Genomic DNA, 15555 nt, shown 5'->3' on the forward strand with positions numbered 1-15555 from the left:
AGAGTTTATTTAAATGCCGCGCGAGTGCGCCGGACGCTCAAGGATAAATCGATATGAAATCGCTAGTCATTTACGTGCTGGTCCGTGGGTCCGGCAAATGAGCGGACCGCTGAAGGGAATCCGGATAGTCGAAATGGTCGGGCTCGGACCGTGCCCGTTCGCCGCGATGATGCTCGCCGACATGGGCGCCGAAGTGATCCGCATCGACCGCAAACCCACAGGCGGTCCGACGCCGTATCCCATGCAGGGCACGCGTTTCGATGTGATGGCGCGTGGCCGCCGTTCGCTGGCGCTCGATCTGAAGCAGCCGGAAGGTCGCGATCTGGCGCTGCATCTCATCGACCGAGCCGATGCGGTGATCGAAGGTTTTCGTCCCGGCGTGATGGAGCGGCTCGGGCTCGGACCGGATGTTTGCATCGAACGAAATCCGAAGCTGGTTTATGGCCGCGTGACCGGCTGGGGGCAGGACGGACCGCTTGCGAACGCCGCCGGCCACGATCTGAATTACATCGCGATGAGCGGCATGTTGCACGAGATCGGCGGCGGCGATGCACCTCCCGTGCCGCCCCTGAATCTGGTCGGCGACTTTGGCGGCGGCGGAATGATGCTCGCGTTCGGCGTGGTGTGCGCGCTGCTGGAAGCGCGCGGGTCGGGCAAGGGGCAAGTCATCGATGCCGCCATGGTCGAAGGCTCCGCGCTCCTCGGCGCGATGGTCTACGGCTACAAGGCATTCGGCGCGTGGACGCCCGAACGCGGCGCGGCCATGCTTTCCGGCGGCGCGCACTTCTACAACACGTACGCGTGCGCGGATGGCAAGTTCGTATCGGTTGGATCGATAGAGCCGCAGTTCTACGCGCTGTTGCTCGAGCTCTGCGATATCCACGATCCCGACTTCGATAACCACATGGACCGCAGCAAATGGCCGGCGCTGAAGACGAAGATCGCGACCATCTTCGCGACGAAATCGCGGCAGGCGTGGTGCGAGTTGATGGAGGGCACGGATGTGTGTTTCGCGCCCGTTCTCGACATGGACGACGCGCCTTCACACGCGCATAACCGGGCGCGCGGGACGTTCATTGAACTCGATGGCGTGACGCAGCCGGCGCCCGCACCGCGCTTCAGCCGGACCGCGCCGGAGGTAACTGCGGCGCCGGCGAGTCCGGGGCAGCATACGGAGGAGATTCTTCAGAACTGGAATGTGCCGAAGGAGATGATTGAGGGTTTGCGGCGGAAGGGGGTTATTTAGCTTCAGCCAAAAGCCCTTCACTCCACCACAGCTTCCTCGACCACCTTCCGCCGTCCCACGACCGACTCGAAGAATTGCTCATAACGACGTCGGCATGCGCGCCAACCGAATTCATCGGTGGCGAGCGTGTTGGCCGAACTTGCCGCTGGCCACGATTCGCTGATCGAACGCACGATACCTGGAAGCTCGCTAATGTCATCGAAGAGATGGACGTTGTCGAACTTGTTCGCCGCCCATTTCATGAATGGCGTCGAGCGCGAGATCACCAGCGGGACGCGTCCGATCGCCTCGAAGAATGCGCCACTCACCAGCATGGAATCGGCGGCGTGCGGCAGGATGATCACGTCCGTATTCGCGACGTATTGCGCAAACTCGGCGTCCGAAAGGAACTTGGCGTCCAGATTCACCGCGCCCCGCAGCAAGCGCCGGTCGAGTATCTCGTTGAGCGTCGCGAGATAGGCCTCGGTGCCCTGACCCGCGATCTGCAGATTGCATTCGCTCGGCCAGTTCTCGAGAACGGCGTCGATCTGCTTATAAGGGCGGATCACGCCGAGCAGCGAGAACATCGGCTTGTCACTGGCGTTCTTCGGCGCAGTCGGAGATTGCCCCGGCGAATCCCAATAGAGCGGATGAGGCAAATACGTGGCGTTGTACTTTTCTTCGAAGTTCGGCGCGTGGACCACGCGGAAATCCGCCAGGCGGCGAATGAACGACATCACCCGGCCGGCGAGCCGCCGGTTGAAGCCGGTTGTATCGTGAACGATGTGGTCGTGCACGAAATACACGGTCTTCGCTCTGGCGATCATGATCAGCGTGCAATAGAAAGCGAAAAGCAGGCTGCCTGAAATGCTGAACTGAGCGCGGCCTTTCTCGCGCTTGAATGGCCGATATTCAAGCCAGTGAAACACGAGAACGTTCTCCGGTTTAAAAAGCTGAACGAATCCGCCTTGTAGCAATCCTTTAATGGAAAGCGGCAAAACGTCGTAACCGATCTCGGTGAATAGACTCTTCTGAATCTCGATATAGCGATTGGTGTAATTCGTGAAAGGACACATCAGGATTTTTGTCCGCGATGCACCCGACGGTTTGCTGTCCTGGTTATTGATCTCTGGCATGTGCACGTATCCGGTTGGACTGATTCGAAGGGGATTGTCGCGAGCGTCCGCTGAACGGTAAGGCTCGCCGTTCGGGGCTGCGGATCGGTAAAACAATCTTCTTGGGAAGGCGCAACGGCGACGCAACTATTTTGAATTGGCTTTAGCTTAACATCGGGAAAACCCGCGCGCTGTATCAGTTTGTATGTCCGATTAAGTCGAATCAATTAATGGCCGATTATGGTGGCCGATTATGTTGATTAACACGCGGCTTCAGCCCGGCGCGAATTTCACCACGATCCGGCTATAAGGCACATCGCGATCCACGGTTACCGATCCTGCTCCCTTGCCCGCATAAGTCGTCACCAGCCGCATGCCGAGACCCGTGCCCTGAGGTTTCGGAAAGTCGTTCGGAAAACCATTGCCTTCGTCTTCGACTGCCAGCAGCAGCGCATCGCTCGCGCGCTCCAGCCTAACGCGCACCTTGCCACGGCCGTACTTGAGCGCATTGGTCACGAGTTCCGCCGTGACGAGCCCGAGCGGCGCGAGCCGCGCGGCTGGCAGCACGATGGCTTCTCCTTCCAGCGTGACCTCCCGCCCGGCCGCAAGCTCGGCCAGGTCGGCGGTCAGGCCGCGCAAGTAGCTGGTTGCATCCGTGGCTTCGGCACCATCGTCCTGATAAAGCCGGTGATGCACCGATCCAACCGTCCGCACGCGCGTGGCGGCGGCCTGCAAATGCGTCGCGACGGACTTGTCGCCGGCAAGGTTCGCCTGGAGCGCGAGCAGCGTCTGCACGAGTTGCAAGCTGTTGCGCACGCGGTGGTGGACTTCCTTCATCATCAGCGCGGAGTTGCCAAGCTGGATTTCCTGGCTCGATACCAGCGCGGCAAGCTTTTCCTCGTTCTCATGCCGCTCGGTCACGTCGCGCATGGTAAGCACAACGCGCTTGACGCGATCGTCGGAATCGCGAACGGGCGCGACCGATACATCCCACCAGCGCGCGTCGCCGGCGCACGTCGGACAAGGGCCTTCGAAGCGCGTGGGTTCGCCGTGCACTGCCGTTTCCAGCGCGTGCAGGACTTTCATGCGTTGGCCGTCCGGCCACAAGTCGACGCATTGCGTGCCGCCGATTTCCGCAAAGTCATCGATCTTCAGCGCGGCGAGCCCGTTGTCGTTCATGAACTCGATACCGCCATCCAGCGACAACACCTGAATACAGTCGACGCTCGCATTCAGCACGCTGGTCGAGAACAGCTCGTTGGCATCGGTCTGCGATTCCGCCATGAGCCGCTCGCGGCTCATCGAAATCACGTTTGCAATGCCTTCCAGGAAAACGATATCGGTTTCGCTGAAGTCTTCGTCGTCGGAACTGTCGGCTTCGAGCACGCCAAAGGTTTCCGGAATACCGCGAATGGGCACGTTGATCGCGCGCTTGATGCCGTGGCGCGTCAGCAGTTCCGGCGTGCGGAACCGGTGTTCGGCACCCAGATGATTCGACAACACCGGCTGGCCGCTCGTAAACGCGTGACCGGCCGGGCTGGCGTCGTCGGCGCCGAGTTCTGTCGTGCCGATATCCGCCGGATCCCAGCCCACACCGGCTTCCAGCACGAAGGTCTGGCTTTCCGGCTGATAACGCAGCACTTTGGCGAAACGCGAATGCAATCCCGCCGATACCGCCTTGCACGCTTCGTCGAGCAGCGCATCGGCGTTATGCAGCCGCAAGACCGAGGTCGCGAATTGCACGGCGATCTCGTGTTGCAGGCGCAACCGGCTCACCGAACGGTCGACGGCGCTGCGAATGGTTTCTTCGGGTGGCAATGCGTCCATCAACTCCTCCTCGGCGGCAGCGGCGCGGTTGTCAGTGTGCATCAACTTATGACAACTTCGGCTTAGAACGCGATTCTAACCGCGAGATTAATTCTGAAGGACTTTGGCGGATTTACGGGATTGCCTGGCGCGGAATGTTGAGCAGTTCAACACGGGGAGCGACGTCTGTACGCGTATTCCCGGATGTTACGATCGTAACAAGGGAATGTTAGAATGCTGTATCGATTAACCGGAAAATGTTGTGCATTGCACAACCGGCCCTACTCATGCTCGATGTCGCTTCTCAATCCGTCGTCCCCTTGCGCGGCAAGGCACCCGTCGTTCACGCCGAACGTAATCCCGGCGTGCCACTGGATTTATCGTGGATCGACGCCTTGCGCGTGAATCAATCGGCGGTCGGCCGCCGTGTCGGCACGCTCGGCACCCGCCGCGCTGTGAAGAAGGACGCGCAAGCCGCGTGGCTCCTGAAGGCGATCACGTGCATCGACCTGACAACGCTCAATGGCGACGATACGGCATCACGCGTCGAACGCCTGTGCGCAAAAGCGCGCCGTCCGGTGCGCGACGATTTGCTCGAATCGCTCGGCATGCCGCCGGGTTCCATCAAGACGGGCGCGGTTTGCGTGTATCACCGTTTTGTCGCAACCGCGGTCGCGGCGCTCGCCGGTAGCGGCATTCCGGTCGCGGCTGTATCGACAGGATTTCCAGCCGGCCTGATCCCGCATCCGCTGAAGCTGAAGGAAATCGAGGCGTCGGTGAAAGACGGCGCGGCGGAGATCGATATTGTCGTCACGCGCGAGCACGTGCTGACCGGCAACTGGCAAGCGCTCTACGATGAAATGCGCGACTTCCGCGCGGCGTGCGGCCCGTCGCATATCAAGGCGATTCTCGCGACGGGCGATATCCGCACGCTGTCGAATATCGCCAAGGCTTCGATGGTCTGCATGATGGCCGGCGCCGATTTCATCAAGACATCGACGGGCAAGGAAGGCGTGAACGCCACGCTCGACGTGTCGCTCGTGATGGTCCGCATGATCCGCGATTACCTTGAACGCACGGGCGTGATGATCGGCTTCAAGCCAGCGGGCGGCGTGTCCACGGCCAAGTCAGTGCTCGAATACCAGATCCTGATGAAGGAAGAACTCGGCCGCGAATGGCTCGAGCCGGAGCTGTTTCGGATTGGCGCATCGAGTTTGCTCGCCGATATCGAGCGGCAACTCGAACATCACGTCACCGGCCGTTATTCCGCTTTTCATCGGCATCCTGTCGCCTGAATTTTTCGCATCACTCTCTTACACGAGCTCCCAATGAGCGTAGCCGACTACTTCTCCTCGATGGATTACGGACCTGCACCGGAAGACGACGGCGCCGCGCGCGCCTGGCTGGATCAACACACGAACGGTTTTGGTCATTTCATCGATGGCGCTTATCGCGAGCCTTCGGCCGGCGAGCGTTTCGATTCCTCCGAGCCCGCCACCGGGCGTTTGCTTGCGAGCATCGCGCAAGGCGATCAGGCCGATGTGGACGCAGCGGTCGACGCCGCGCATCGTGCGTTGCCCGCGTGGCAAGCGCTTGGCGGCGCAGGTCGCGCGCGTCATCTGTATGCGTTGTCGCGCATGGTCCAGCGCAACGCGCGCCTTTTTTCCGTGCTGGAATCGCTCGATAACGGCAAGCCGATCCGCGAATCGCGCGACATCGATATCCCTCTCGTGGCAAGGCATTTCCTGCATCACGCAGGTTGGGCGCAATTGCAGGATCGCGAGTTCGCGGACTGGGCTTCGCTGGGCGTGATCGGGCAGATCGTGCCGTGGAATTTTCCGCTGCTGATGCTTTCGTGGAAGATCGCGCCGGCGCTCGCGCTCGGCAATTGCGTGGTGCTGAAGCCGGCTGAATACACGCCGCTGACCGCGTTGCTGTTCGCCGAACTGGCGGCGCGCGCGGGTTTGCCGGCGGGCGTGCTGAATGTCGTGACCGGCGACGGCCGCACGGGCGCCGCGCTGGTCGATCATCCGCGTATCGCGAAGATTGCGTTCACGGGTTCAACGGAAGTCGGCAAGCAGATTCGCGTGGCGACCGCTGGTTCGGGCAAGTCGTTGACGTTGGAGTTGGGTGGCAAGTCGCCGTTCATCGTCTTCGATGACGCCGATCTCGACAGCGCGGTCGAAGGCGTGGTCGACGCAATCTGGTTCAATCAAGGCCAGGTGTGCTGCGCGGGTTCACGGCTGCTCGTGCAGGAAGGCGTGGAGAAGCGCTTTATCGATAAACTCAAGCGGCGCATGGACACGCTGCGCGTCGGGCCGTCGCTGGACAAGGGCATCGACATGGGCGCGATCGTCGATACGGTTCAGCTCGAACGCATTCAGTCGCTCGTGGCGCGCGGCGTTGAAGAGGGCTGCGTGATTCATCAGCCCAAAGCGCTCGAGATGCCGGGCGGAGGCGCGTTTTATCCGCCGACGCTGGTGACGAATGTCGCGCCGGCATCCACGCTTGCACAAGATGAAATCTTCGGACCGGTGCTCGTGACCATGAGCTTTCGCACGCCCGACGAAGCCGTCGCGCTGGCGAATCATTCGCGCTACGGCCTTGCCGCGAGCGTGTGGAGCGAGACCATTGGCCGTGCGCTCGATATTGCGCCGAGACTTGAATGTGGCGTGGTCTGGATCAACGCAACCAATCTCTTCGATGCCGGCGTTGGCTTCGGCGGATATCGCGAATCGGGCTTCGGCCGCGAAGGCGGGCGCGAAGGAATCTACGAATATCTGAAGCCGCGTGCGTGGTCAAAACTGGCCGTTCGCTCTTCGGCTTCTGTCGCGCCTGCAGCTTCCACTTCAGTGGCTGAATCCAACGTCAGCGCGCTCGATCGCACCGCCAAATTGTTTATCGGCGGGAAGCAGGTTCGGCCCGACAGCGGTTATACGCGGCTCGTGCATGCGCCGTCGGGCAACATTGTCGGCGAGGTTGGCGAAGGCAGCCGCAAGGACGTGCGCAATGCGGTCGCGGCGGCGCGCGGCGCGGGAAAGTGGTCGCAAGCCAGCACGCATAATCGCGCACAAGTGCTGTATTACCTCGCGGAAAACCTGTCGGCGCGCGCGGATGAATTCGCGCGACAACTCGTTGCGCGGACCGGCGTTTCTTCCGCGCAGGCCGAGCGCGAAGTCGAGGCATCGATCACGCGTTTGTTCACGTATGGCGCGTGGGCCGACAAGTTCGACGGCGCGGTGCATTCGCCGCCGCTGAAAGGCGTGGCGCTCGCGATGCACGAACCGCTCGGCGTGATCGGCGTGGTGTGTCCGGACGAAGCGCCGTTGCTGGGCCTGATTTCGTTGATCGCGCCGGCGCTCGCGTTGGGCAATCGCGTGGTCGCGGTGCCGAGCGAAACCTGCCCGTTGATGGCGACGGATTTCTATCAGGTCGTCGAGACGTCCGACGTGCCGGCCGGCGCGCTGAATATCATCACCGGCGAGCGCAAGCCGTTGGCATCGACGCTTGCAAAACACGACGATGTCGATGCAATCTGGTCCTTCGGCGGCGCGGATTTATCGGCGATGGTGGAACGTGAATCCGTCGGCAACCTGAAGCGCACGTTCGTGGATCACGGCCGCGTGTTCGACTGGTTCGACGCGGACGTGTCCGAAGGTCTGCCATTCCTCAGGCACGCCGTGCAAGTGAAGAACATCTGGATTCCGTACGGCGATTAAAACGCGGCAGAAGCAGAAGAAATAGAATCTGAGCGCTTGACCTCGCATGAAGCGGGGCCGCTCAACTGAAGGAGACACAATGCTCAAGAACCTCGATCCGCTGCTGAACGCCGACATCCTGCACGCGCTTTGCGCCATGGGTCACGGCGACGAAGTCGTGATCTGCGATGCCAATTTTCCCGCCGATTCCGTCGCGCGCCAGACCGTCCTCGGCCATGTGCTGCGGCTCGACGGCGTCAATGCGCCGCGTGCGATCCGCGCGGTTTTATCGGTATTCCCGCTGGATAGTTTTGTCGATCATCCGGCCGAACGCATGGAAGTCGTCGGCGACGCAAACGCGCTTCCCGCCGTGCAACGCGAAGCACAAACTGAAGTCGATGCCGCCGAAGGCAAGTCGACGCCATTTGCTTCCGTCGAACGATTCGCGTTCTACGAGCGCGCGAAAAATGCGTATTGCGTGATCGCGACCGGCGAAGGACGCGGTTATGGCTGCTTCATCTTCAAGAAGGGCGTGAACCTCGCGCCCGATGCGCCTTCAGGGAATGACAAATGAGCCGCAGCGTCGTCATCCTCGGCATCTACGTCACGGACCTGACCTTTCGCGCGGCGCGCATGCCGCTCCTGGGCGAGACCATCGCGGGAACGGCTTTCGCAATGGGGCCCGGCGGCAAGGGCTCGAACCAGGCGGTGGCCGCTGCGCGCGCGGGCGCCGACGTCATTTTCTGCACGCGGCTAGGCGCGGATGCGTTCGGGGAAATCGCCCGCTCGACGTGGGCCGCGGAAGGCATCACGGCGCGCGCGACATCGACTGACGGCGTGGCCACGGGCGCGGCGCATATCTTCGTGGACGACGTCACGGGCGGCAACGCGATCATCGTGGCGTCCGGCGCGGCGGCGCATTTGTGCCCGGAAGACGTTGACGCCATCGAGGCGGATATTGCGTCCGCTGCCGTCTTCGTCACGCAGCTCGAACAACCGGTTGCGGCGGCGAAGCGTGGGCTTGAAATCGCGCATCGGCATGGCGTGACGACCGTGTTCAATCCGGCCCCGGCGTTTCCGCTCGATGACGACATCTTCCCGCTCTGCGATTACATCACGCCGAATGAAACGGAAGCGACAGCGCTGACGGGCGTGGCAATCGCTTTGGTGGACGATGCCCGCAAAGCCGCCGATGTCCTGCTCGGCAAAGGCGTGAAAGCCGTGATCGTGACGCTGGGCGAGGCGGGCGCATTGCTGCATACATCGAAGGAATCGGTGTTGGTGCCGGCATTCAATTGCGGTCGTGTAGTCGAAACGGCCGGCGCCGGCGATGGTTTCACCGGTGGTTTTGCCGCAGCACTCGCACGCGGCGACAACGCGCTCGACGCCGTGCGTTTCGGCTGCGCGCTTGCAAGCTTGTCGGTCACGCGCGCGGGCACGGCGCCGTCCATGCCGAAGCTCGCCGAGATCCATGCCGTGCTCGGCGAACCAGCTCAACATTCCTGAACGGAGGAGCGCCTGGATGTTTGCATCGAAATTGCTCGCTGACCGGCAGCTCAACTTCCTGGTCGCGGTGAACCTGCTGGTCGTGATCGTTGCGACGTTTTTATCGCACGGACAGTTCGTCGATATCGACAACCTCCAGTCGATGGGAAGCCAGTTGCCCGAGCTCGGCCTGCTCGCGCTCGGCATCATGCTTTCGATGGTATCGGGCAATGGCGGCATCGACTTGTCGGGCGTCGCGCTCGCCAATCTGTCGGGCATGGTCGCGGCGCTGTTGCTGCCCATGTTCATTTCCGCCGACAACTCGCCCGTGCTTTACACCGCCGTGTTCTGCGCGATCACGGTGGCGCTCGGTTTGATTGGCGGCTTGATGAACGGCGTGATCATCGCGAGGCTGAAACTCACGCCTATTCTTTGCACGCTGGGCACGTCGCTGTTATTTACCGGCATTGCCGTGGTGCTGAGCAACGGCGCGTCGGTGCGCGTGGAATATCTCGATGCACTTTCCGCCATCGGCAATGGCACGTTCCTGCAAGTGCCTATCTCGCTCTGGATTTTCATCGCGACCGTGTTGCTGCTCGGCTGGTTGCTCAAGCGCACGCCGTTCGGCTTGCGGCTCTATTTGATGGGCACGAATCCGAAAGCCGCGTTTTATGCGGGCATCCCGCGCGACCGCATGCTGATTCTCACCTACGGCATGTGCGGCGTGCTGGCGTCGCTGGCGGGATTGATCAGCGCGACGCATACGTCGAGCGCGAAGTGGGATTACGGCAACTCGTATTTGTTGATCGCGATCCTGATTGCGGTCATGGGCGGCGTGAATCCTGCGGGCGGTTACGGCCGGATCGTATGCGTGTTTCTCGCCGCGACCGTGCTGCAGTTTTTGTCTAGTCTTTTTAACCTGCTGGGCGTTTCGCAGTTCTTCGGCGATTGCGCCTGGGGCTTTTTGCTGCTGGCGTCGCTGGCTTTGGCCGGTGGAGAACGCGTGCGCGCAATCTTCGGATTGGGCGGCGCCGCGCCCGTCGCCAAAGTGCCGAAGCCACCGGCTGCATAAATTTTTCGCTTCATCTCATGTGCTGTACATACAAACCATAACGGAGACAAACGCATGAAACTCAATCGAATTGCCATCGCACTCGCCGGGCTCACGCTGACGGGCGGAATCATTGCCGCCGCGCAAGCCGCGACGAACGAAACCATCGTCACGGTGGTGAAGGTCACGGGCATCAACTGGTTTAACCGCATGGACGACGGCGTGAAGGAATTCGCCAAGGACAACCCCGGCGTGAACGCGTATCAAACGGGTCCGGGACGCGCGGACGCGGCGCAGCAACTAAAGATCATCGAAGACTTGATCGCGAAGAAGGTCACGGCCATTGCGGTCGTTCCCTACGATCCGCCGACGCTCGAACCCGCGCTGAAAAAGGCGATGGATCGCGGCATCAAGGTCGTCACGCATGAAGCCGACAACGCCAAGAACACGATGGTCGATATCGAAGCATTCGATAACACCGCGTATGGCGCGGGCCTGAACGAACGTCTCGCGAAGTGCATGGGTTCGCAAGGCAAATGGGCGGTGCTGGTCGGCTCGCTCGGCAGCCGTTCGCAAGTTCAGTGGGCGGATGGCGGTATCGGCAATGCGAAGCAGAAGTACCCGAAGATGGATCTGGTCGAGCCGAAACTCGAGACCAATAACGACGGCGAACGCGCTTATCAGGTCGCGAAGGAAGTGTTGCGCAAGCACCCGGATCTGACGGGCTTTCAAGGATCGTCGTCGCTGGATGTGATCGGCATCGGCCGCGCGGTGGAAGAGGCCGGCAAGGTCGGCAAGATCTGCGTGTACGGCACGGGCCTGCCAACGGAAGCCGGCAAGTTCCTCGAAAGCGGCGCGGTCAACGGCATTGCGTTCTGGGATCCGAAGCTTGCGGGTATTGCGATGAACAAGGTCGCGAAAATGCTCGTAGATGGCAAGACGGTCGAGAACGGCGCGGATCTGGGTATTGTCGGCTATAACAAGGTGACCGTGAGCAAGGGTCCGGGCAAGGGCATCATCGTGCGCGGCACCGGTTGGGTCGACGTCGACAAGACCAACTACAAGCAGTATCCGTTCTGATCTTGGCTGGCAGGACGCAAGGCGTGCATGGTGTCCCGAAGGGCGCCATGCGCGCTGTCATCAGGAAGCTTGAAAGGGTAGAAGGTTCAGTGATGAGTACAGTGCCGCTTCTCGAAGTCGTCGATATCCACAAGCGTTTCACGGGCGTATACGCGCTGCGTGGCGTGAGCCTGTCGTTCGAGCGCGGGCAGATTTATCACCTGCTCGGCGAGAACGGCTGCGGCAAGAGCACGCTGATCAAGATCATCTCGGGCGCGCAACCGCCCGACCAGGGCGAGCTTGTTATTGAAGGCGTGCGGCATGCGCGGCTTGCGCCGCTCGAAGCGTTGTCGGCGGGTATCGAAACGGTTTACCAGGATCTCTCGCTGCTGCCGAACATGAGCGTGGCGGAAAACGTGGGCCTGACTTCGGAGCTCGCCGAACATGGCGGCCGGCTCGCGCGGACGTTCGATCGCAAGGCATTGGCGCGCACGGCGGCGCGCGCGCTGGAAGCCGTGGGTCTTCCCGGCGATGCCGATTTTCAGGCGACGCTCGTCGAGCAGTTGCCGCTCGCGACGCGCCAGCTCGTGGCTATCGCGCGTGCGATTGCGAGCGAGGCGAAGTTCGTCATCATGGATGAACCCACAACGTCTCTTACGCAAAAGGAAGTCGACAACCTGATCGCGGTGCTCGCGAAACTGCGTGCCGATGGCGTTGCGGTGCTGTTCGTGAGCCACAAGCTCGATGAGTGTTATGCGATCGGCGGTGAAGTGATCGTGCTGCGCGATGGTCAGAAGATGGCGCAGGGTCCTATCGAAAATTATACGAAGGCGCAGATCGGCGAATTGATGACCGGCAAGCAGCTGTCGAACGAACGTTACAGGAAGGCCGAGGTCTCGGAAGGGCGCGAGATCGTGCTCGACGTGAAGGGTTTGTCGCGTTCGCGCCAGTTCGCCGATGTCACGTTCTCGCTGCATCGCGGAGAAATTCTCGGCGTGACCGGATTGCTAAATTCCGGGCGCAACGAACTTGCGCGCGCGCTTGCTGGCGTCGCGCCGGCGGACAGCGGAACGGTGACGCTGGATGGTTCCATCGTGCGGCTTAAAACGCCGTCCGATGCCAAGTGGCAACGCATTGGCTACGTGCCCGAAGACCGCCTGAATGAAGGCCTTTTCCTCGATAAATCCATCCGCGACAACGTCATCACCGCGTTGATTTCGAGCTTGCGCGACCGCTTTGGACAAGTCGATAAAAAGCGCGCGCGCGAACTTGCCGAGCGCACCGTGAAGGACTTGCAGATCGCCACGCCCGACGTCGATAAACCCGTGCAATCGCTTTCGGGTGGCAACCAGCAACGCGTGTTGATCGGCCGGTGGCTTGCCATCGATCCGCGCGTGTTGATCCTGCATGGACCAACCGTTGGCGTGGACGTGGGATCGAAAGACATCATTTATCGCATCATGCAGCGCCTGGCGGAGCAGGGCATTGGCATCATCCTGATCAGCGACGACCTGCCCGAACTGCTGCAGAATTCCGACCGGATCTTGATGATGAAGAAAGGCCGGGTATCGGATGAGTACAGAGCCGAAGACCTGACCGAGGCCGATCTTTATCACGCACTACTTTCAGAGGCAGCATGAGCGAGTCAATTCATCGCGTTGCTCAGACATCGCAGGTCAAGGCGCCGTTGGCCGAAGTCGCGCCGCAAGTGCGGAAGTTGGGCTTTACCGCGCGGCTGGTGCGCAATCCGGAGTGGTTCACGCTCGGGCTGATCATTGTCACGTGTCTTGTAGTGGGCACGCTCAACCCGCGTTTTTTCCAGTTCGCGACGATCTTCGATTTGCTGCATTCAGGCACGACGGTATCGCTTTTTGCGCTTGGAACGCTGGTGGTGCTGGCGTCGGGCGGGATCGATGTATCGTTCACCGCGATCGCCGCTTTCACCATGTACTCCATCACCAAGGCCGTGTTTGCGTGGTGGCCCGATGCGCCGTTTGCGTTGATTCTTTTATGCGGCGCGTTGGGCGGCGTGTTGCTCGGATTGATCAATGGCGTGCTGGTGCATCGGTTGAAAGCGCCTTCGCTGATCGTGACGATCGGCACGCAGTATTTGTATCGCGGGCTGTTGCTGACGTTCGTGGGCACGCAGTTCTTCATGAACATTCCGCACAGCATGGACAGCTTCGGGCGCTTGCCGCTTTTCTTCTATCACACGAACGACGGGCTTCGGGCAGTGTTGCCGGTGTCGGTGATTGCGCTGTTTCTGGCGGCGGGCGTGACGTGGTGGCTGCTGAATCGAACGATGATGGGACGCGGCGTCTATGCAATGGGCGGAAGCCTGCCGATCGCCGAGCGACTCGGCTACAACCTGCGCGCGATCCATTTGTTCGTGTTCGGCTACACCGGGATGCTTGCCGGGATTGCCGGGATTCTGCATGTATCGACGAATCGATTGGCGAATCCCTTCGATCTGGTCGGGACCGAACTGGATGTGATCGCGGCGGTAATTCTGGGCGGCGCCCGGATCACCGGCGGGACGGGAACGGTTGTCGGGACGTTGCTGGGCGTGGTGCTGGTGACGCTTATCAACAGCGTGCTGATTCTGGTCGGCGTGCCGAGTACCTGGCAGAAGGTGATCATCGGCGCGTTTATTCTGGTGGCCGGAACCTTGTTCGCTTTGGGGAGAAGGGCGAGGTAAGACCTCGCGCCCCTCGATAACCCTTCACTATTCGACCTTGGCCAGATCCTGAAAAATCAGATGTCCCCAGGTGCGGCCCCTTGCCTGGACGAGCAGTCCGCCTTCGCCGATCTTCCCGAGCTCGACCGGTGCAAACCCCAACCGGTCGACGAGCGTTGCCACTGACGTGCTGGCCGCGTCGTCATCGCTGGAAACGAACACGACGCGCCGGCCGCCTTGAAGCGTCGTCGGCCCTTGCGCGAGGACAGCCGCCGGCAGATGATTGAACGCCTTCACCAGTTTCGCACCCGGAAACGCCTTCGCAACCACCGCGGTCGAAGGCAGCCCGCCCAGATCTTCCGGCGGGACATCGTATGCATTGGTTGCATCGATCACGATCTTCCCTTCCCAGCTTTTCGCCGCACGTCCGATCTCCCGATGCGTGGCAAATGGCACGGCTAGAACGATAACGTCGGCTAGCGCGGCGTCCTCGATCGACTGCGCAACGAGCGACGGACCAATCTTTGCCGCGAGCGTGTCCAGCGGTCGCCTGCCCGCCACGGCCACTTCGATGCTCTTGGCGGCAAATGCTTGAGCGATAGCAGTTCCAATCTTGCCAAGCCCGACGATTGCATAGTTCATGTAACTCTCCTTTGATTGCGTAGGTTTCTCAGACCTGGCCAACACCGCCGTCGTCCATCAAATCCGCGCCGGTCATGTAGGAACTCTGGTCCGACGCGAGAAACAGCGCCGCGCTGGCCATCTCGTCGGCACGAGCGAGCCTGCCGAGCGGGATCATGCCCAGGTACATGTTCACCAAAGCCTCGCGCTCTTCCGGCGACGCCGCCTGGGAATCGAGAATCGGCGTATCGGTGACGCCCGGGCTGAGCGTGTTGACGCGAATGCCGCGATCCTTGAATTCCGCGGCCCATGTGCGTGCATAGGAACGCAACGCGGCCTTGGTCGCCGCATACGTGGTGTGCCCCGGAATGCCCATGACGTGCATCGCCGATGAAACCAGCACGATCGAGCCGCCGCCGGTCATCAACGGCAACAGTTTTTGCACGAGAAAAACCGGCGCGCGGGCGTTGAGGTTGAAGGTCTTGTCGAAGTGTTCGGGCGTGAGGGTATCAATGGAAGCCTGCTCCGTCAGTCCCGCATTCGACACGACGATATCCACCACGCCCTTTTCCTCCTTTACCGCTGCGGCGACACGGTCGAGATCGTCGACGCTCGTGACATCGGCCTGGATGGCGGTGACGTTGCGTCCAATGAGTTTGGCGGCTTCGTCGAGCTGTGCTTGACGGCGGCCGAAGATAAATACGTGAGCGCCTTCAGCGACGAACCGCTGGGCGATAGCTAATCCGATACCGGTCGTTCCGCCGCTGATAACGGCGATCTTCCCTTCGAGACTGGACATTTAAGGACCTCCTGGTGCT

General features: G+C 61.2%; 13 protein-coding genes. 9 read left to right on the forward strand and 4 right to left on the reverse strand.

The window, feature by feature from the left end; translation table 11 throughout:
- Positions 1-97 precede the first annotated feature (97 nt).
- A complete protein-coding gene (locus ASG35_RS18625; protein ID WP_056360535.1) occupies positions 98-1246 on the forward strand; it encodes a CaiB/BaiF CoA transferase family protein in 1149 nt (382 codons plus the stop codon).
- A 17-nt stretch (positions 1247-1263) separates the two neighbouring features.
- Here ASG35_RS18625 and ASG35_RS18630 read toward each other — a convergent pair whose 3' ends face one another.
- Together ASG35_RS18630 and ASG35_RS18635 are read right to left on the reverse strand one after the other, a co-directional pair.
- Positions 1264-2361 carry a glycosyltransferase gene (locus tag ASG35_RS18630; RefSeq protein WP_056360538.1) on the reverse strand — a complete coding sequence of 366 codons (1098 nt, stop codon included), beginning with the start codon at positions 2359-2361 and terminating at the stop codon, positions 1264-1266.
- Between the two features lie 252 nt (positions 2362-2613).
- Positions 2614-4167 carry a sensor histidine kinase gene (locus tag ASG35_RS18635; protein WP_056360968.1) on the reverse strand — a complete coding sequence of 518 codons (1554 nt, stop codon included), beginning with the start codon at positions 4165-4167 and terminating at the stop codon, positions 2614-2616.
- A gap of 266 nt (positions 4168-4433) precedes the next feature.
- Here ASG35_RS18635 and deoC point away from each other — a divergent pair, with 266 nt between their 5' ends.
- From deoC to ASG35_RS18675, 8 genes are all read left to right on the forward strand, one after another.
- Positions 4434-5441 (forward strand): deoxyribose-phosphate aldolase, encoded by a 1008-nt coding sequence (gene deoC, locus ASG35_RS18640; protein WP_056360542.1) that lies wholly within the window; start codon positions 4434-4436, stop codon positions 5439-5441.
- 33 nt (positions 5442-5474) lie between these two features.
- Positions 5475-7865, forward strand: a complete 2391-nt coding sequence (locus tag ASG35_RS18645; RefSeq protein WP_056360547.1) for an aldehyde dehydrogenase family protein — start codon at positions 5475-5477, stop codon at positions 7863-7865.
- 79 nt (positions 7866-7944) lie between these two features.
- Positions 7945-8418 (forward strand): RbsD/FucU family protein, encoded by a 474-nt coding sequence (locus ASG35_RS18650; protein WP_056360551.1) that lies wholly within the window; start codon positions 7945-7947, stop codon positions 8416-8418.
- Positions 8415-9350: a ribokinase gene (gene rbsK / locus ASG35_RS18655; protein ID WP_056360554.1), complete on the forward strand. Its 936-nt coding sequence runs from the start codon at positions 8415-8417 to the stop codon at positions 9348-9350. Before ASG35_RS18650 ends, rbsK begins: the two co-directional genes overlap by 4 nt.
- 16 nt (positions 9351-9366) lie before the next feature.
- Entirely contained in the window at positions 9367-10401 is a 1035-nt protein-coding gene (locus tag ASG35_RS18660; protein WP_056360557.1) for an ABC transporter permease, read from the forward strand.
- 54 nt (positions 10402-10455) lie between these two features.
- Positions 10456-11460 (forward strand): autoinducer 2 ABC transporter substrate-binding protein, encoded by a 1005-nt coding sequence (locus ASG35_RS18665; RefSeq protein WP_056360560.1) that lies wholly within the window; start codon positions 10456-10458, stop codon positions 11458-11460.
- Positions 11461-11552: 92 nt separating this feature from the next.
- Complete coding sequence (locus ASG35_RS18670) at positions 11553-13079, forward strand: sugar ABC transporter ATP-binding protein (RefSeq protein WP_056360563.1); 1527 nt, start codon at positions 11553-11555, stop codon at positions 13077-13079.
- Positions 13076-14137, forward strand: coding sequence for an ABC transporter permease (locus ASG35_RS18675; RefSeq protein ID WP_056360566.1), 1062 nt, complete (start codon positions 13076-13078; stop codon positions 14135-14137). Before ASG35_RS18670 ends, ASG35_RS18675 begins: the two co-directional genes overlap by 4 nt.
- A 27-nt stretch (positions 14138-14164) precedes the next feature.
- On the opposite strand, the gene ASG35_RS18680 is transcribed toward ASG35_RS18675, so the two are convergent.
- Both ASG35_RS18680 and ASG35_RS18685 read right to left on the reverse strand, forming a co-directional pair.
- On the reverse strand, positions 14165-14758 hold the full coding sequence (locus tag ASG35_RS18680; RefSeq protein WP_056360569.1) for an NADPH-dependent F420 reductase: 594 nt from the start codon (positions 14756-14758) through the stop codon (positions 14165-14167).
- Positions 14759-14786: 28 nt separating this feature from the next.
- Positions 14787-15536 (reverse strand): SDR family NAD(P)-dependent oxidoreductase, encoded by a 750-nt coding sequence (locus ASG35_RS18685; protein ID WP_056360572.1) that lies wholly within the window; start codon positions 15534-15536, stop codon positions 14787-14789.
- Between the last annotated feature and the right edge of the window lie 19 nt (positions 15537-15555).

This window comes from Burkholderia sp. Leaf177, from assembly GCF_001424345.1.
Lineage (GTDB): Bacteria > Pseudomonadota > Gammaproteobacteria > Burkholderiales > Burkholderiaceae > Caballeronia.